17 protein-coding genes and 1 pseudogene are annotated in these 17,096 nt (G+C 62.4%); 13 read left to right on the top strand and 5 right to left on the bottom strand.

Annotated features, from left to right (window positions below; translation table 11 throughout):
• Positions 1-30 precede the first annotated feature (30 nt).
• Positions 31-804 (bottom strand): M15 family metallopeptidase, encoded by a 774-nt coding sequence (locus tag A4A58_RS12460; protein WP_068732420.1) that lies wholly within the window; start codon positions 802-804, stop codon positions 31-33.
• Between the two features lie 146 nt (positions 805-950).
• On the opposite strand from A4A58_RS12460, the gene A4A58_RS12455 reads away from it, so the two are divergent.
• The 6 genes and pseudogenes from A4A58_RS12455 (at position 951) to A4A58_RS12435 (ending at position 5,881) form a co-directional block, all read left to right on the top strand.
• Positions 951-1,904, top strand: a complete 954-nt coding sequence (locus A4A58_RS12455; protein WP_068732418.1) for an aspartate carbamoyltransferase catalytic subunit — start codon at positions 951-953, stop codon at positions 1,902-1,904.
• A 4-nt stretch (positions 1,905-1,908) separates the two neighbouring features.
• On the top strand, positions 1,909-3,210 hold the full coding sequence (locus A4A58_RS12450) for a dihydroorotase (protein ID WP_068732416.1): 1,302 nt from the start codon (positions 1,909-1,911) through the stop codon (positions 3,208-3,210).
• Between the two features lie 86 nt (positions 3,211-3,296).
• Positions 3,297-3,887, top strand: a complete 591-nt coding sequence (gene plsY / locus A4A58_RS12445; protein ID WP_068732414.1) for a glycerol-3-phosphate 1-O-acyltransferase PlsY — start codon at positions 3,297-3,299, stop codon at positions 3,885-3,887.
• Between the two features lie 214 nt (positions 3,888-4,101).
• Entirely contained in the window at positions 4,102-4,533 is a 432-nt protein-coding gene (locus tag A4A58_RS12440) for a MerR family transcriptional regulator (protein ID WP_068732412.1), read from the top strand.
• Positions 4,466-4,651: pseudogene (locus A4A58_RS31825) on the top strand (twin-arginine translocation signal domain-containing protein); the annotation flags it as partial. The gene A4A58_RS12440 and the pseudogene A4A58_RS31825, both read left to right, overlap by 68 nt.
• A 33-nt stretch (positions 4,652-4,684) precedes the next feature.
• Positions 4,685-5,881: a carboxymuconolactone decarboxylase family protein gene (locus tag A4A58_RS12435; protein ID WP_068732411.1), complete on the top strand. Its 1,197-nt coding sequence runs from the start codon at positions 4,685-4,687 to the stop codon at positions 5,879-5,881.
• 28 nt (positions 5,882-5,909) lie between these two features.
• Here A4A58_RS12435 and A4A58_RS12430 read toward each other — a convergent pair whose 3' ends face one another.
• The gene (locus A4A58_RS12430) at positions 5,910-6,374 is read right to left on the bottom strand and encodes a hypothetical protein (protein WP_081421847.1); all 465 of its coding nucleotides are present in this window, start codon (positions 6,372-6,374) and stop codon (positions 5,910-5,912) included.
• A gap of 108 nt (positions 6,375-6,482) precedes the next feature.
• Between A4A58_RS12430 and dprA the strand changes: the two genes are divergently transcribed.
• Complete coding sequence (dprA, locus tag A4A58_RS12425; protein WP_068732409.1) at positions 6,483-7,601, top strand: DNA-processing protein DprA; 1,119 nt, start codon at positions 6,483-6,485, stop codon at positions 7,599-7,601.
• Positions 7,602-7,603: 2 nt separating this feature from the next.
• On the opposite strand, the gene A4A58_RS12420 is transcribed toward dprA, so the two are convergent.
• Positions 7,604-8,005, bottom strand: a complete 402-nt coding sequence (locus A4A58_RS12420; RefSeq protein ID WP_068732407.1) for a winged helix-turn-helix transcriptional regulator — start codon at positions 8,003-8,005, stop codon at positions 7,604-7,606.
• A gap of 76 nt (positions 8,006-8,081) precedes the next feature.
• On the opposite strand from A4A58_RS12420, the gene A4A58_RS12415 reads away from it, so the two are divergent.
• A complete protein-coding gene (locus tag A4A58_RS12415; protein ID WP_068732557.1) occupies positions 8,082-8,690 on the top strand; it encodes an FMN-dependent NADH-azoreductase in 609 nt (202 codons plus the stop codon).
• 108 nt (positions 8,691-8,798) lie between these two features.
• Here the strand turns inward: A4A58_RS12415 and A4A58_RS12410 are convergent, their stop codons facing one another.
• Positions 8,799-9,572, bottom strand: a complete 774-nt coding sequence (locus A4A58_RS12410) for a glucose 1-dehydrogenase (RefSeq protein ID WP_068732406.1) — start codon at positions 9,570-9,572, stop codon at positions 8,799-8,801.
• 126 nt (positions 9,573-9,698) lie between these two features.
• Between A4A58_RS12410 and A4A58_RS12405 the strand changes: the two genes are divergently transcribed.
• Entirely contained in the window at positions 9,699-10,148 is a 450-nt protein-coding gene (locus tag A4A58_RS12405; protein WP_068732405.1) for a winged helix-turn-helix transcriptional regulator, read from the top strand.
• Here A4A58_RS12405 and A4A58_RS12400 read toward each other — a convergent pair.
• Positions 10,137-10,343, bottom strand: a complete 207-nt coding sequence (locus A4A58_RS12400) for a hypothetical protein (RefSeq protein WP_244499748.1) — start codon at positions 10,341-10,343, stop codon at positions 10,137-10,139. The genes A4A58_RS12405 and A4A58_RS12400 overlap by 12 nt on opposite strands.
• Positions 10,344-10,575: 232 nt before the next feature.
• Here A4A58_RS12400 and topA point away from each other — a divergent pair, with 232 nt between their 5' ends.
• From topA to A4A58_RS12380, 4 genes are all read left to right on the top strand, one after another.
• Positions 10,576-13,317 (top strand): type I DNA topoisomerase, encoded by a 2,742-nt coding sequence (gene topA / locus A4A58_RS12395; RefSeq protein ID WP_068732401.1) that lies wholly within the window; start codon positions 10,576-10,578, stop codon positions 13,315-13,317.
• 114 nt (positions 13,318-13,431) lie between these two features.
• Positions 13,432-15,828 (top strand): ribonuclease R, encoded by a 2,397-nt coding sequence (rnr, locus tag A4A58_RS12390; protein WP_068732399.1) that lies wholly within the window; start codon positions 13,432-13,434, stop codon positions 15,826-15,828.
• Between the two features lie 4 nt (positions 15,829-15,832).
• Positions 15,833-16,255 (top strand): DUF983 domain-containing protein, encoded by a 423-nt coding sequence (locus A4A58_RS12385; RefSeq protein WP_068732397.1) that lies wholly within the window; start codon positions 15,833-15,835, stop codon positions 16,253-16,255.
• Between the two features lie 54 nt (positions 16,256-16,309).
• Complete coding sequence (locus A4A58_RS12380) at positions 16,310-17,047, top strand: NUDIX hydrolase (RefSeq protein WP_068732395.1); 738 nt, start codon at positions 16,310-16,312, stop codon at positions 17,045-17,047.
• The last annotated feature ends 49 nt before the right edge of the window (positions 17,048-17,096 follow it).

Raw genomic sequence — 17,096 nt, 5'->3', positions numbered from 1 at the left:
TTACGCCGGATCGGCTGCGATTTCACGGGGCTATCTTGCCTGCCGCGCAATCGGGAAATCGTAGGCGCCCACGCCCGTGCCCGGCAGCGAGAAGTGCCACCATTCCTTGGAATAATTCACAAAGCCCTGCTTGCCCATTGCCACCGTCAGGAGATCCCGCCAGCGCCGCTGCGCGGGTGAAATCGCGCGCGATCCGGTATGCGCCTTCGCATCGGAGCAATCGTAACCCGTGCCCATATCGACGCTGCCCTCGGGCGCGCGGTGCGCTTCCGGCGCGATGCAGCTTGCATAGGCCTTGTTCGGATCGAATGCCGGCGACGCAGGCGCACGCAGATCGACCAGCGTCAGATCGAGCGCCGCGCCGGTGGAATGGCCCGAGCGCTCCGCGATATAGCCGAGCCTGAACAGATCAGCCTTACTGAAGGACGGATTGTAACGCTTCTGCGCAGGTGTCTCGTTGCCATCGCGCGCCCACGCCACCAGGTCGCGCGACGCCCGCGCCGGCCGATAGCAATCCAGCATTTTCAGCGACAGTTTTTGCGCCATCAATTCGCGCTGCACCTTCTGCAGAGCGAGGCCGACCGGGCGCTTCACCACGCATTCCGCGCTATCATAGCCGCTGAGCTTGCGGCCAACGAAATTGTTGACGCCGGCATAGCGGATGTCCTGCCGGATCGAGGGATCGATATCGCGCAGGAACACGAAATCGTCAGGCAGGTTTTGCGCCTGCGCAGGCTGAGCGCCCAACGCCAGCCAGAGCCCCGCCGAGACCACCCTCAACAGTCGATTTGGAGAACGTCTCATCAGCGGGCTCGCGATCCAAACAGGCGACTTTACGGCGATTTATACCCATCATCTTTACCCTGCCACCGGACTGACCGGGGGATAACCGAAAAGCCGGCGAATCGCGCTTGCTCCGCTTTTCAACTCTGCCTATAGCTTTCGTTTTAATGACCCAAGCCACGAAATCCTCTTTCGTCCTCGGACACCGGCATTTGCTGGGCATCGAGGGCCTTTCCGCCGCGGATATCACCGGCCTCCTCGACCTGTCCGAGGAATATGTCGAGCTGAACCGCCAGGTCGACAAAAAGCGTTCCTCGCTGCGCGGTCGTACCCAGATCAATCTGTTTTTTGAGAATTCGACGCGCACCCAGTCGTCGTTCGAGCTGGCCGGCAAGCGGCTCGGCGCCGACGTCATGAACATGTCGGTGTCATCGTCCTCGATCAAAAAGGGCGAGACGCTGATCGACACCGCGATGACGCTGAATGCGATGCATCCGGACATTCTCGTGATGCGCCATCATGCCTCCGGCGCGGTCGAACTGCTGGCGCGCAAGGTCGACGGCTCCGTCATCAATGCCGGCGACGGCGCCCATGAACATCCGACGCAAGCCCTGCTCGACGCATTGACCATCCGTCGCAACAAGGGCCGCCTCGAAGGTCTCGTGATCGCGATCTGCGGCGACGTGCTGCATTCGCGGGTCGCCCGCTCCAACATCCTGCTGCTCAACACCATGGGCGCACGCGTGCGCGTGGTTGGGCCCTCCACGCTGCTGCCACCGGGTATCGAGCGCATGGGTGTCGAGGTCGCGCGCGACATGCGCGAAGGCCTCAACGGCGCCGACATCGTGATGATGCTGCGGCTGCAGCGCGAGCGCATGAACGGCTCCTTCGTCCCGTCCTCTGCCGAATATTTCCAGTATTTCGGCCTCGACCAGAAGAAGCTCGCTTACGCCAAGCCCGATGCGCTGGTGATGCATCCCGGCCCGATGAACCGCGGCGTCGAGATCGACTCCCTCGTCGCGGACGGCGCGCAGTCGCTGATCCGCGAACAGGTCGAGATGGGCGTAGCGGTCCGCATGGCCGTGCTCGAAGCGCTCGCGCGCAACCTCCCGAACGCGTGACGCCATGCTGACAGATCGCCGCCCAATCCTCCTCGCCAATGCGCACCTGATCGATCCGTCATGTGACCTCGACGGTATCGGGGATGTGCTAATCGCCGACGGCATGATCCGCGACGCCCGCCGCGGCATTGGCGCGGCTGGCGTGCCCGAAGGCACCGACATCATCAATTGCGCCGGCAAGGTCGTGGCGCCCGGCCTCGTCGACATGCGCGCTTTCGTCGGCGAACCCGGCGCCAGCCACCGCGAGACTTTCGCCTCTGCCAGCCGTGCAGCCGCAGCCGGCGGCATCACCACCATCATCTGCCAGCCGGATACCTCGCCGACCATCGACAACTCAGCTACGGTCGATTTCGTGCTGCGGCGCGCCCGCGACACCGCCATCGTCAACATCCATCCGATGGCCGCCCTGACCAAGGGCCTCGAAGGCCATGAGATGACCGAGATCGGGCTGCTGAAAGCGGCCGGCGCGGTCGCCTTCACCGATGCCGACAAGAGCATCACCAACGCGCAGATCATGCGCCGCGCGCTGACCTATGCGCGCGATTTCGACGCGCTGATCGTGCATTACACCGAGGATCCCGACCTCGTCGGCGAAGGCGTGATGAATGAAGGCGAGCGCGCGTCACGGCTCGGCCTGATGGGAATTCCCAATGCTGCCGAAGCCATCATGCTGGAGCGCGACATGCGCCTCGTCGCCCTCACCGGCGGGCGCTACCATGCGGCATCGCTGACCTGCATCGAATCCATCGAGATCCTGAAGCGCGCCCGCGACACCGGCTTGCGTGTCAGCGCCTCGGCGTCGATCAATCACCTGACGCTGAACGAAAACGATATCGGGCCCTATCGCTCCTATCTCAAATTGTCGCCGCCGCTCCGCACCGAAGAGAACCGCCGCGCGCTGGTCGAGGCCGTCGCGTCAGGACTGATCGACGTCATCATGTCCGATCACAATCCGCAGGACGTCGAGACCAAGCGCCTGCCATTTGCCGAAGCCGCGCCGGGTGCCATCGGCCTCGAAACAATGCTGTCGGCGGGACTGCGGCTGATCCACAATGGCGAGCTCACCTTCACCCAGTTGATCCGTGCGATGTCGACACGCCCGGCCGAACTGCTCGGCCTGCCAGGCGGCACGCTGCGCCCCGGCGCTGTCGCCGACATCATTGTCATTGACGCCGATGTACCGTGGGTGCTGGATCCCGCGGACCTGAAATCGCAATGCAAGAATACTCCATTCGACGAAGCCCGCTTCACGGGGCGCGTCGCACGCACTATTGTCGGCGGACGCACCGTTTACGAGCACGTCTGACGCGATAGGCGTGTCTTAGGGCACCGAAAGCGCGGAGCGCGTCTGAGCGCACGAAAGTGCGAAGCGCGTCTTAGAATAGAGGTCCAATGATCGTTCTCTACATATTCGCCGCCGCGCTCGGCTATTTCCTCGGGTCCGTCCCGTTCGGGCTGGTGCTGACCAAGCTCGCCGGCACGCAGGACATCCGCACCATCGGCTCGGGCAATATCGGCGCCACCAATGTGCTGCGCACCGGCCGCAAGGGCCTTGCCGCGGCGACACTGCTGCTCGATGCCCTCAAGGGCACCGTCGCCGTGATCATCGCCGGCAGTGTCGGCGGTCCCGTCCCGGCCATGATCGCCGGTCTCTTCGCTTTCCTGGGCCACCTGTTCCCGGTCTGGCTCGGCTTCAAGGGCGGCAAGGGCGTCGCCGTCTATATCGGCATCATGCTCGGCCTGTACTGGCCGGCCGCCGTGGTGTTCTGCCTCGCCTGGCTCGCCTGCGCCTTCTCCTCGCGCTACTCGTCATTCTCGGCCCTGACCGCCAGTGCCATCACGCCGATCTTCCTGTGGTGGGCAAAGGCGCCGCAGCTCGCCGTGCTGGCGACCGTGCTGAGCCTGCTGCTGTGGTTCATGCACCGCGAAAACATCAAGCGATTGCTGAATGGCACCGAAGGCAAGATCGGCGCGAAAAATTGAGTCAGGCTGCTTGGGCCTCGTGATCGTGAACAGTTGACGTCCTTCGCCACTGTGCTGCCTGCATGGCATGATCTCGATCCTGGATCGCCGCATTCGATGCCTATAACTGCGTACAAATGCCGCTTCGTCAGCTCCGAGCGAAGAAGTATTTGCTGTTGACTTAGAGCGCACTCTAACCTGTAGCAAGGTCAGCGTCGTGACGAGAAGACAGAACATGAAAATCGGAGAACTCGCAAAGCGCGCCGGCTTGTCAGCACACACGATCCGCTATTACGAGCGGATCGGGCTGCTTCCTGGCGCACCGCGCAATGCCTCCCGTCAACGCGAATATGACGCTTCCATCTTGGTGTGGATTGCCTTTCTCGGACGCCTCAGGACGACCGGGATGCCGATCCGCGACATGCTGCGATACGCTCAGCTGCGCGAGCGAGGTTCGCAAACCACGGAAGACCGCCGGCTCATCCTCGAGCAGCATCGGACCAATGTCCGTGCTCGTCTGGCCGAACTTCATGACTGCCTTGCCGTCCTCGACACCAAAATCGCCGGCTATTCCGGCCTGAACACGGTGGAGAAGGACAATGACGCTGCTAGGGATCACCAGACACGGCACATCCGCGAAACGCTCGCGCGCCCCCTTAAAGGTTGAGATCAACCCGCAGGAGAACGCGGACGCCCCCGCCAGCGAAGACAGTCCGCCGGACAAAATTGCCTCCCGCCGCAACTTTCTCACAGCGCTCGGCGCAGCGGGGGCTTCATTGGCCGTTCCCGTGCAAGAAGCCGATGCAGGAACAACAGCAATGGGCAATGAGCGATTCGCACGCGGCTTCGACATACTGCGCAAGGTCGGCGGCGAGAATTTCGACGGCCCCGTCAACAGCCTGGCGGAAGTATCTGCGGATCTCGCGCGCTTCACTGTGGAGTATCCGTATGGCGACGTGCTGTCTCGGCCCGGGCTCGCGCTTCCACTGCGACAACTTTGTACGGTGGCAATGCTGCTCGCCGATGGGAGTGCCCAGCCGCAACTGAAGTATCATATGGCGGGCTATCTCAATGTCGGCGGCGAGCCGCGCGTCCTCGTCGAACTAATGTTCGTCTCCGTCGCCTTGCTCGGTTTTCCTCCGACCATCAATGCGGTCGGGCTGTTGCGCAGCATTTTCGCCGAACGAAAGCTCGCTTTCGTGCCGGTCGAGCCCGCCACGGACGATGGAACCGAACGTGCGCAGAACGGCAGCGAAGCCGCAAGCCGCCTCACCGGCGGTGACATGCAGGCATATTTCGGCGAGTTTGAAAAAGCGTCGCCCGATCTGGCGCAGCTCTCGGTCGAATTCGCTTTCGGCGAAGCACTTTCCCGACAGGGGCTGGATTTCAAGGCCAAGGCGCTTGTGATCATTGCGATGTTAGCGGCAGGCGGCAATCATGCCGCTGCCCTCCGCCGGCACATCCAAGGCGCGCTAGCCCAAGGCATAACGCGAGACGAAGTGGTCGAACTTTTGATGCAGGTTAGCGTCTATCGTGGCTTTCCGTGCGCCTTGAATGCCTTTGCGGTTGCCAAGGAAGCCTTTGGCGACACCGCCGCAAGCCAGCCGATATCGTTCCGCCCGGCTAATGCCGAAACCCGGCAGATGCGATTGGAGCGCGGACGCGCGGCGCTCGGAAAGACCTCGGGCGCATCCGGAGATGCCGTAGTCCGAAGCTTTGACGATATCGCCCCTGACCTCGGGCGAATGATTGTCGAACACTCCTATGGCGAGATCTTTTCGCGTAGGGGGATAGACGCCAGGACGCGAGAACTAACCGCCTGCGCCGCCCTCGCCGCCGTTGGATCGAAGACCGCCGAGACACCGCTTCGCGTGCACATCAATGCCGCCCTGAATGTGGGAGCCAGCCGAGACGAAATTCTGGAGACATTGCTCAACCTAGCCCCCTATAGCGGCTATCCTGCCGTCCAACAGGCGGTCCGGATCGCGGCTGAGGAATTCGGCAAACGAGGCTAGCCGCGACCAACCCGGCGTCAGTGTCAGTTTAAAACACCCGCGCACCCTGCTTCGCGTCGAGATCGAACTCCCAGATCTCGACGCCGCGGCTGATCAGGTGGCCGTTGTTCTTGATATAGTGCGAGATCAGACTCACCTTCGAATGCGGGTGAAGATGTTTGAGCACGAACAGAATCTTCCGATAGTCGCGCGGCGCCGCACCGAACAGCAGCATGGCTTCGTTCATGCCACGGATCTTGGCGCTCGGCCGATTGCCGGACACTGTCCAGGTGTAGGACTTGCATTCGACCAGGATGCGCGGGCTGGCGCTGCCGAGATCGAAGCGCTTGTTCTTCTGCAGCCGGTGGCCGACGGGTACGACGAAATTGCGCGCAAGCTGCACGCCCTCGGAATGAAAGAAGATCTGCGCCGCCTCCTCGAACTCACGCCCAACGGCGGCGTTGCTCGATGCGCCGATCCGCTGGAAGTTGTTCACGTCCCAAAGCATTGCCATCACTGAACACAAGCCATCAGGGCTCACCCCTACTCTCGCACCTTAGGTGCGAATGTCAATTGAATGCATCCTTAAGTTGATAGATGCTCTCCACCGGGGGAGCATGGTTTGGACAGCATCTCACAGGGCAGCACACAGCTCACGGACGCCCAGCGGCTCGACTGGCTGCGGCTGATCCGCAGCGACAATGTGGGGCCACGCACGTTTCGGTCGCTGATCAATCACTTCGGCAGCGCACGCGCCGCGCTGGAGCGGCTGCCCGATCTGGCGCGCCGCGGCGGCGCTGCCCGCGCCGGCCGGATCTGCAGCGCCGACGATGCCCAGCGTGAACTCGACCTCGGACGCAAGATCGGCACCACGCTTGTCGCGCCCGGTGAGCCCGGCTACCCGCCGCGATTGGCGGGGATCGACGATGCACCGCCGCTGCTTGGCATCCGCGGCAAAGTGGACGCGCTAATGCGGCCGATGATCGCCATCGTCGGCTCGCGCAATGCGTCCGGCGCAGGACTGAAATTCGCGGATAGACTGGCGCGCGATCTCGGCGACGCCGGCTTCGTCATCGTCTCGGGCCTCGCACGCGGCATCGATCAGGCTGCGCATCGCACCAGCCTGAATGGAGGCACCGTCGCGGTACTCGCCGGTGGCCATGACAAGATCTATCCGCCCGAGCATGAGGACCTGCTGGTCGCCCTGCTGGACAACGGCAGCGCGATTTCGGAGATGCCGCTCGGCCATGTCCCGCGCGCCCGCGATTTTCCCCGCCGCAACCGTCTGATCTCGGGCGCCGCACTCGGCGTCGTCGTTATCGAAGCGGCGCATCGCTCGGGCTCGCTGATCACGGCGCGGATGGCCGCCGAACAGGGCCGCGAAGTGTTTGCCGTGCCGGGCTCACCACTCGATCCGCGCGCCGCCGGCACCAACGACCTCATCAAGCAAGGCGCGGCGCTGGTGACCGAAGCCTCCGATGTGATCAATGCGGTCGCGCCGATCATGGAGCGGCCGATCGAGCTCCCGAGCCGTGAGCCCGATGACGTCTCGTCATTCGACGAACCGGATAGCAGCGACCGCGCGCGCGTGATTTCCCTGCTCGGCCCGAGCCCCGTCGGCATCGACGATCTCATTCGTCTTGCCGGCGCGTCGGCGTCCACGGTGCGTATCGTGCTGCTGGAGCTCGAGCTCGCCGGACGGTTGGAGCGCCACGGCGGCGGGCTGGTGTCGATGATCTAGCTTCAGTCCTGCGCGTTGCGCCCGTCGAAATTCTGTCGCGCCGTGTTGATGTCAGGCAGATGCTGTTGCGCCCACTGGCCGAGCTTCATCACCGGATCGCTCAAGCCACGGCCAAGCGCCGTGAGTTCATAGTCCACGCGCGGCGGCACCGTCGGAAACACGGTGCGCGTCACCAGCCCGTCGCGTTCGAGCCCGCGCAATGTGAGTGTCAGCATCCGCTGCGAGATGCCGCCGACCATCCGTTTCAACTCGTTGAAGCGCCGTGGGCCGTCGCCGAGCAGCATGATCACCAGTACGCTCCACTTGTCGCCGACCCGCGCCAACACCGAGGCGACGCCGCGGCAGTCACTCTCCTGATGCGGAATCGCCGGCAAAGCAGGCACCTTTTTGTGCTCGGGTTTCAAAATTGTGCCTTCTTGCGCAGTTTTTGACAGTCACTCATCTAGCGTCAGTTACAAACCTATACCAGGGATGACCCAGATGAAACTGCTCCATATCGATTCCAGCGTGCTCGGCCTCCACTCCGTCAGCCGGCAGGTATCCGCCGCCATCGCCGACCGGCTGGCGAAGGCCAATCCCGGCCTCAAGACCACCTATCGCGATCTCACCGCCACGCCGCTGGCGCATCTGTCCGGCTCCCATCTCGCCGTCGCGCAGGGCGCAGCGCCCGACGCCGCACTTCAGCCCGATCTCGCCGCCGGTAGTGCCGTGCTGGAGGAGTTTCTTGCTGCCGATATCGTGGTGATCGGCGCACCGATGTACAACTTCACCATTCCGAGTCAGCTCAAGGCGTGGATTGATCGCATCCTCGTCGCCGGCAAGACATTCAAATATGGCGACAAGGGCGCGGAAGGCCTCGCGGGCAGCAAGCGCGTCATCGTCGCCATTTCACGCGGCGGCTTCTACGGCGCGGACATGCCGACGGCTGCCGGCGAACATCTCGAAACCTATCTGCGCTGGGTATTCGGCTTCATCGGCGTCACCAATCTCGAATTCATCGCCGCCGACGGCATCATGATGGGACCGGAGCTACGCGAGAAAGCCGTTGCCAGTGCCTTGCAGGCAGCGACGGATCTGCACGCGGCGTAGGTTTCCAAACCAGGAACTGTCATTCCCCGAAATGAGTTTCAGCAGAGCGAGATCCCGGGTTCACGTCGTTCCGCTTCGCGGTCCGCCGTGCCCCGGGATAACGGCGTATTAGGAGCGATAGGCCGGTGCACCTGCCGGGGCGGACGTCACACCGCCATCGACGAAAATCTCTGCGCCCTGGATGTTCGATGCATCATCCGACGCGAGAAACAGCACGGTCTTCGCAACTTCTTCCGGCTTGGCGAAACGCCCGAGCGGAATGGTCTGCGACAGGCGCTTCTCGAATGCGTTGAAAGCTTCCGGCGTCGGCGCAACACGGTCCCAGATTGGCGTCGCGGTCGCGCCGGGCGAGACGACATTGACGCGGATATTGCGCGGCGACAGCTCGGACGCCATTACACGCGCCATGGCGCGCACGCCAGCCTTGCTCGCCGCATAGGCTGCGTAGCCGGGATTGCCGAGCACCGAGATCACCGAGCCGTTGAGAATGATCGACGCGCCGTCATTGAGATGCGCAACGGCTGCCTGCACGGTAAAGAATACCGCGGTGATGTTGGTCTTCAAGACGGACTCAAACACATCGAGCGCGGTGCCACCCACTGGCGTATGCGCGCTGATGCCTGCATTCGCGAACACGATGTCGAGCTTGCCGAATTTCTCGACAGCTTTGGCCACGGCATTCTCGGTGGCAGCGATGTCAGTCGCGTCAGCCACGATGCCGATCGCATTCGGGCCGAGTTCGGCCACCGCCGTGTCGAGCCTCGCCTTGTCACGGCCGGTGATGGCCACCTTGGCGCCCTCAGCGACGAAGAGCTTCGCCGTGGTCAGTCCGATACCGCTATTGCCGCCCGTGATGAGCGCCGTCTTGTTCGCCAAACGCATGGTGATCTCCTGATGATCAAGTGGTTGCTTTTTAAAACCACATTGCCATTTAGGGCGGATGGTTTCATAATGCAACCACATGTCCGCTAATCACTGCATTTCTTTTTTCCACCGCTGGAAAGTCGCATGGCCAAACGAACCAGTCTGAAAGACTCGACCTGTCCGGTCGCACGATCCATGGAAGTGATCGGCGACTGCTGGACGATGATGATCATCCGCGACGCCATGCTGGGCGCGCGCCGCTTCGGCGAATTCCAGAAGAGTCTCGGACTGGCGAAGAACATTCTCGCCGTCAGGCTGAAAGCCCTCGTGGAGGACGGCATCCTGAAACTGGAGCCGGCAGCCGATGGCAGCGCCTATCAGGACTATGTCCTGACCGAGAAAGGCCAGGCGGTCCATCCAATCATGGTGGCGCTGCGCCAATGGGGAGAGGACTACGCTTTCAAACCCGGCGAACCGACGACCATCATGGTCGATCGCAAGACCGGCAAGCAGATCAAGAGGCTGGAACTGCATGCGGCCGACGGCAGGCTGCTCGGCTATGGCGACACCACGATTGTGTCCTCAACGGCCTGACGGCTTGCGCAGTCCTCGCAGCCGCAGGATCTCCTCGGTTTCCAGATGCGCCATGTCGAGCAGATAAGCGAGCATGTCGTGGCGATGCCGGCGCGCCATCCGCGACAGATCGCGGACCGCACTCTTTATATAAAGAGCCGCCTCTTCCGGCCCGCCATCGCCCTGCGCTTGAACGTCCGGAATGGGCGGTGTCATAGGCATTCCCTACCCGGGCAGTCCGGGCGAAATCAGCACCAACGAAGCATCAAATCATACCCTTAATGGTTGTATTTTACAACCCTTGGTAAACGATTGGGAACCCGCTGCCGCCGCCATCAACAACTCACGATTTGACACGGGACCCCTTCGCACCCATGTTCGCCGCGAAACGGCTGGCGCGACTCTCGCAGACCCAAGCCGGATTCCCCCTGTAAGTTATTGGAATCACATGAATCTCGTCATTGTCGAGTCGCCTTCAAAGGCCAAGACGATCAACAAGTATCTGGGCAAGGACTATGAGGTCCTGGCGTCGTTCGGCCATGTCCGCGACCTTCCCGCCAAGAACGGATCGGTCGATCCCGACGCCAATTTCCAGATGATCTGGGAGATCGACCCCAAGGCCGCCAGCCGACTGAACGACATCGCCAAGGCCGTCAAAGGCGCCGACAAGCTCATCCTCGCGACCGACCCTGATCGCGAAGGTGAGGCCATCTCCTGGCATGTGCTCGAAGTCCTCAAGCAGAAGCGCGCGCTGAAGGATCAGAAGATCGAGCGCGTGGTGTTCAACGCGATCACCAAGCAGGCTGTCACCGACGCGATGAAGAATCCGCGCGAGATCGATGGCGCACTGGTCGACGCCTATATGGCGCGCCGCGCCCTCGATTATCTGGTGGGCTTTACGCTTTCTCCCGTGCTGTGGCGCAAGCTGCCCGGCGCCCGCTCCGCGGGCCGCGTGCAATCGGTCGCGCTGCGCCTGGTCTGCGACCGCGAGCAGGAAATCGAGAAATTCATCCCGCGCGAATACTGGTCGCTGGTGACCACGCTGGCGACGCCGCGCGGCGAAAGCTTCGACGCGCGCCTGGTCGGCGCCGACGGCAAGAAGATCCAGCGTCTCGATATCGGCACCGGCACGGAAGCCGAAGACTTCAAGAAGGCCATCGAGGCCGCCAACTTCACCGTCTCCACCGTCGATGCGAAACCGGCACGCCGCAATCCGCAAGCGCCGTTCACGACCTCCACGCTGCAGCAGGAAGCCAGCCGCAAGCTCGGCTTCGCGCCGGCGCACACCATGCGCATCGCACAGCGTCTGTATGAAGGCATCGACATCGGCGGCGAAACCACCGGTCTCATCACCTATATGCGAACCGACGGCGTGCAGATCGATGGCTCGGCCATTACTCAGGCGCGCGAAGTGATCGGCGAGGACTACGGCAAGCAATATGTGCCGGACGCCGCGCGGCAATATACGAGCAAGGCCAAGAACGCGCAGGAAGCGCACGAAGCGATCCGTCCGACCGATATGTCGCGTCGCCCGGCGAGCCTGCGCGGCCGTCTCGATAGCGATCAGTCGCGGCTTTATGAATTGATCTGGATGCGCACCATCGCCAGCCAGATGGAATCCGCCGAGATGGAGCGCACCACCGTCGATATCGCCGCCAAGGCGGGATCGCGCCTGCTCGAACTGCGCGCCACCGGTCAGGTCGTGAAATTCGACGGCTTCCTCGCGGTCTATCAGGAAGGTAAGGACGACGACGCCGAGGATGAAGATTCACGCCGCCTGCCCGCCATGAGCGAAGGCGAAGCGCTGAAGAAAGAGAACCTCGCGGTTACCCAGCATTTCACCGAACCGCCACCGCGCTTCTCGGAAGCATCGCTGGTCAAGCGCATGGAAGAGCTCGGCATCGGCCGTCCCTCGACCTATGCATCGATCCTGCAGGTGCTGAAGGATCGCGGTTACGTTCGTCTCGAAAAGAAGCGCCTCTATGGCGAGGACAAAGGCCGCGTCGTCGTCGCCTTCCTCGAGAACTTCTTCGCCAAATATGTGGAATACGATTTCACCGCGGCGCTGGAAGAGAACCTCGACAGGATCTCCAACAACGAGATCTCCTGGCAGCAGGTGCTCAAGGATTTCTGGACCGACTTCATCGGCGCCGTGAACGAGATCAAGGATCTGCGCGTGGCGCAGGTGCTCGACGCGCTCGACGAGATGCTCGGCCCGCATATCTATGCCCCGCGTGAAGATGGCGGCGATCCCCGTCAGTGTCCAACCTGCGGCACCGGTCGTCTCAATCTGAAGGCCGGCAAGTTCGGTGCCTTCGTCGGCTGCACGAACTATCCGGAATGCCGCTACACGCGTCCGTTGGCTGCCGATAGCGGCGCCAATGCCGATCGTGTGCTCGGCCCCGATCCGGTGTCGGGTCTGGAAGTCACAGTGAAGGCTGGACGTTTTGGACCTTACATCCAGCTTGGCGAAGCCAAGGATTACGAAGAAGGCGAGAAGCCGAAGCGTGCCGGCATTCCGAAGAACACGTCGCCCAGCGATGTCGAACTCGATCTGGCACTCAAGCTCCTGTCGCTGCCGCGCGAGATCGGCAAGCACCCGGAAACCGGCGAGCCGATCACCGCGGGCCTCGGTCGTTTCGGGCCGTTCGTGAAACACGAGAAGACCTATGCCAGCCTGGAAGCCGGCGACGAGGTGTTCGACATCGGCCTCAATCGCGCGGTCACGCTGATCGCCGAGAAGATCGCCAAGGGCCCGAGCGGTCGCCGCTTCGGCGCCGATCCCGGCAAGCCGCTCGGCGACCATCCGACCCTCGGCGGCGTTGCCGTGAAGGGCGGGCGTTATGGCGCCTATGTCACCGCGGGCGGCGTCAATGCGACGATCCCGAGCGACAAGACGCAGGAGACCATCACGCTCGAAGAGGCGATCGCGCTGATCGACGAGCGCGTGGCCAAGGGCGGCATCAAGCCGAAGCGCGGCGCCAAGAAGGCACCGGCGAAGAAGGCTGTCGCCAAGAAGGCCGACGCAGCCGAGAAGAAGCCGGCGGCCAAGAAGGCTGTTGCGAAGAAAGCCGCAGCCAAGCCCAAGGCTGAGGGCGCTGCTGCCAGCAAGGCGCGCGCACCGGTCAAGGCGAAAAAGACGGTCGCCAAGAAGGCTGTGAAAACGGTCGCGAAGAAGAGCGCTGGCTAGAGCCTTTTCGGTTCTGATGATATCAGAACCGAGGCTCTATCTTTTTTGTTTGACGCGTTTTCTTGACGCGAACCGGAAACCACTTCGCTCGAAAACGCTATAGAACGGATAATTGTGAGCAAGAAACGCGACAGCAGCTTTCCAACCAGGGATGCCATCGTCGCGTTTGTTCGCGCGTATCCCGGCAAGATCGGCACCCGCGAGATCGCGCGTGAATTCGGACTGAAGAACGCCGCCCGTGTCGAACTCAAGCGCATGCTGCGCGAACTCGCCGACGAAGGCGCCATCGCCAAGAAAGGCCGCAGCGTGCGCGAGCCCGCAGCGCTGCCGCCGACAGTGCTGGTCGACATCACCTCGCGTGATGCCGATGGCGAGTTGATCGCCACGCCCGTCGAATGGGACGAGGCAGACGGCGTCGTACCAAAAATTCGCATTCACACGCCGCGCCGTCCCCTGCCCGGCACCGCGGCAGGTGTCGGTGACCGCGCATTGTTGCGCATCGAGAAGATCGAGAACGATGGCGAGTTAGCCAGCTATCAGGGCCGCATCGTGCGTGTGCTCGAAGGTGCCCGCACGCGCCTGCTCGGCATCTATCGCGCGCTGCCGAATGGCGGCGGACGATTGATCCCGGTCGACAAGAAGCAGGCCGGGCGCGAACTCAACATCGCTGCGTCAGACGCCAACGGCGCCGAGGACGGCGATCTCGTCAGTGTCGATCTCATTCGCACGCGCGGCTACGGCCTCGGCTCCGGCAAGGTGAAGGAACGGCTCGGTTCGCTCTCCTCCGAGAAAGCGGTCAGCCTGATCGCGATCCATTCCCACGATATCCCGCAGGCGTTCTCCCGCGATGCGCTGAAGGAAGCGGAAGCCGCGCAGCCTGCGACATTGCAGGGGCGTGAAGACTGGCGCGACGTGCCGCTGGTCACCATCGATCCGTCGGATGCGAAAGATCACGACGACGCCGTTTACGCGGAGATCGATTCCGATCCGAACAATGCAGGCGGATACATTGTCAGCGTCGCCATCGCCGATGTCGCCTTCTATGTGCGTCCCGGCTCTGCGCTGGATCGCGACGCACTGATCCGCGGCAACTCCGTCTATTTCCCCGACCGCGTCGTACCGATGCTGCCGGAGCGCATCTCCAATGACCTGTGTTCGCTGGTGCCGGGCGAGCCGCGCGGCGCCCTTGCCGTACGCATGGTGATATCAGTCGATGGCCGCAAGAAGTCACATACGTTCCATCGCATCCTGATGCGCTCGGCGGCCAAGCTGAATTACGCACAGGCGCAAGCCGCCATCGATGGCCATCCCGACGATACTACCGGCCCCCTGCTCGAACCGATCCTGAAGCCGCTCTATGCGGCCTATGCGCAGGTAAAGCTCGCGCGCGACGAACGCGATCCGCTCGACCTCGATATCCCCGAGCGCAAGATTCTGCTCAAGAAGGACGGTACCGTCGATCGCGTCATCGTACCGGAGCGACTCGACGCCCATAAGCTCATCGAAGAGTTCATGATCCTGGCCAACGTCGCCGCAGCTGAAACGCTTGAAAAGAAGGGTCTGCCGCTTATCTATCGGGTACATGATGAGCCCTCGGTGGAGAAGGTTCACAACCTGCAGGAATTCCTCAAGACCCTCGACATGCCGTTCGCCAAAGCGGGCGCACTGCGGCCATCGGTATTCAACCGGGTGCTGTCGCAGGTCAAAGGTCAGGATTCCGAACCGCTGGTGAATGAAGTGGTTTTGCGCTCGCAAGCCCAGGCGGAATATGCCGCCGAGAATTACGGACATTTCGGTCTGAACCTGCGCCGCTACGCGCATTTTACCTCACCTATCAGGCGATACGCAGATCTGATCGTGCATCGCGCACTGATCCGCGCGCTCGGCCTCGGCGAAGGCGCGCTACCTGAGACCGAAACCGTGGAAACGCTGAGCGAAATCTCGGCGCAGATTTCGGCCACCGAACGCCGGGCCATGAAGGCCGAGCGCGAGACGTCCGACCGGCTGATTGCGCACTTCTTGGCCGACAAGATCGGCATGAGCTTCCAGGGCCGGATTTCCGGTGTCACCAGGGCTGGACTCTTTGTCCGATTGACCGAGACCGGCGCCGATGGCCTGATCCCGATCCGCACGTTGGGCACCGAATACTTCAACTATGACGAAGCTCGCCACGCCCTCGTCGGTACACGCAGTGGTGCCATGCACCGGTTGGGCGACGTCGTCGATGTCCGTCTGGTCGAAGCAGCACCCGTCGCAGGTGCCTTGCGGTTCGAAATGCTCTCCGAGGGCAGTACCGCCCCACGGAACCGCCGACGCGAACATGCCCGCAGCAATGACGCTGCAGACCGGCCGCGTCATCCGGGTGCCAAGCCTTCTGGTGCGACGACGTTCAAATCGTCGAAGAAGCAGAAGGCGCCCAAGAAGGCCAAGCCCGGTCGCAATGCGCGGCAGGCGGCCAAAGCTGACAAGGCTCGCTCCGGTGGTAACCCCGGCAAGCCGAAAAAGGGGTAACGTCATGATGACATTGACCACACCGAAGATCTGGAGCGCGACGCTGGATTCCTCCGCCAAACGCAATGTGTGGACCGCGATGAAGCGCGGCTTCACCTGCCGTTGCCCGAACTGCGGCGAAGGCAAGATGTTTCGCGCCTTCCTGAAAACCGCAGATCACTGCGACAAGTGCGGACAGGATTTCTCTGCACACCGCGCCGATGATCTTCCCGCCTATCTCGTGATCGTCATCGTCGGTCACATCGTCGTGCCAATCGCATTGTGGATCGAGACCAACTATTCGCCATCGGTCGCGCTGCAACTTGCGATCTACCTGCCGATCACGCTGATTGCATCGTTGTTGCTGCTGCAGCCGGTCAAGGGCGCCGTGGTGGGATTGCAGTGGGCATTCCGCATGCACGGATTTGGCGACGGCCCGGCTGACTGATACGTTCTCCGTCCCCTTGAACAGCACGTAATAAGAAGAATTTCAGGAGACGGAATGAGCGACGCAGTCGAGATCGGCAAGGAAGCCGACCACCATCCCTATAAGCGTCCGCGCGACGCTGCGACCCTGATGCTGGTCGATCGCTCCGGCCCGATTCCGAAAGTGCTTGTCGGCAAGCGTCACGACAAGGTCGTGTTCATGCCCGGCAAGTTCGTCTTCCCCGGCGGCAGTGTCGACACGACCGACAACAAGATTCCGGTGGCTGCACCTTTGCCGCCGGAGCTTGAAGCCAACCTGATGAAAGGCAGCCCGAAGACGCCGCCGTCGCGCGCGCGTTCGCTCGCTGTCGCAGCTATCCGCGAAGCCTGCGAAGAAACCGGCCTCTGCCTCGGCCGCAAGGTCGATGGCGCGACCAGGAAGCTCCCCGGCGTATGGGAAGCTTTTAGCGATGCAGGTCTCCTGCCCGATCCCTCGGGCCTGTTTCTGATTGCGCGCGCCATCACACCACCCGGCCGTATCAAGCGCTTCGATACGCGTTTCTTCACAGCTGACGCATCGTCGATCGCGCATCGCGTCGAGGGCGTCGTGCATGCCGATGCCGAACTGGTGGAACTGGTCTGGGTCGAACTCGGCTCCGCTCATCTCGCCGACGCGCACGCAATGACGAAGAACGTGCTTAATCAATTGCAGCAGCGTCTCGCCACCGGCCCGTTGCGTCACGACGCGCCACTGCCGTTCTTCCATTGGTACAGCGGTAAGATGCAACTCGACATGCTGCCGGGCGATGCCTGAGAAAATCAGATAATCCGATCACGATTGTTCGGCTTATTTTAGCTGTTTC

It is taken from the genome of Tardiphaga robiniae (assembly GCF_001618955.1).
GTDB lineage: Bacteria > Pseudomonadota > Alphaproteobacteria > Rhizobiales > Xanthobacteraceae > Tardiphaga > Tardiphaga robiniae_A.
Note: the sequence above shows the minus strand (reverse complement) of the source record. Positions and strands in the feature narration are given on the sequence as shown.

Bases quoted from the DNA above. Each gene is read 5' to 3' on its own strand.
- A4A58_RS12460 (WP_068732420.1), bottom strand. From the start codon at position 804: ATGAGACGTTCTCCAAATCGACTGTTGAGGGTGGTCTCGGCGGGGCTC.
- A4A58_RS12455 (WP_068732418.1), top strand. From the start codon at position 951: ATGACCCAAGCCACGAAATCCTCTTTCGTCCTCGGACACCGGCATTTG.
- A4A58_RS12450 (WP_068732416.1), top strand. From the start codon at position 1,909: ATGCTGACAGATCGCCGCCCAATCCTCCTCGCCAATGCGCACCTGATC.
- plsY (WP_068732414.1), top strand. From the start codon at position 3,297: ATGATCGTTCTCTACATATTCGCCGCCGCGCTCGGCTATTTCCTCGGG.
- A4A58_RS12440 (WP_068732412.1), top strand. From the start codon at position 4,102: ATGAAAATCGGAGAACTCGCAAAGCGCGCCGGCTTGTCAGCACACACG.
- A4A58_RS12435 (WP_068732411.1), top strand. From the start codon at position 4,685: ATGGGCAATGAGCGATTCGCACGCGGCTTCGACATACTGCGCAAGGTC.
- A4A58_RS12430 (WP_081421847.1), bottom strand. From the start codon at position 6,374: ATGGCAATGCTTTGGGACGTGAACAACTTCCAGCGGATCGGCGCATCG.
- A4A58_RS12415 (WP_068732557.1), top strand. From the start codon at position 8,082: ATGAAACTGCTCCATATCGATTCCAGCGTGCTCGGCCTCCACTCCGTC.
- A4A58_RS12410 (WP_068732406.1), bottom strand. From the start codon at position 9,572: ATGCGTTTGGCGAACAAGACGGCGCTCATCACGGGCGGCAATAGCGGT.
- A4A58_RS12405 (WP_068732405.1), top strand. From the start codon at position 9,699: ATGGCCAAACGAACCAGTCTGAAAGACTCGACCTGTCCGGTCGCACGA.
- A4A58_RS12400 (WP_244499748.1), bottom strand. From the start codon at position 10,343: ATGACACCGCCCATTCCGGACGTTCAAGCGCAGGGCGATGGCGGGCCG.
- topA (WP_068732401.1), top strand. From the start codon at position 10,576: ATGAATCTCGTCATTGTCGAGTCGCCTTCAAAGGCCAAGACGATCAAC.
- A4A58_RS12385 (WP_068732397.1), top strand. From the start codon at position 15,833: ATGATGACATTGACCACACCGAAGATCTGGAGCGCGACGCTGGATTCC.
- A4A58_RS12380 (WP_068732395.1), top strand. From the start codon at position 16,310: ATGAGCGACGCAGTCGAGATCGGCAAGGAAGCCGACCACCATCCCTAT.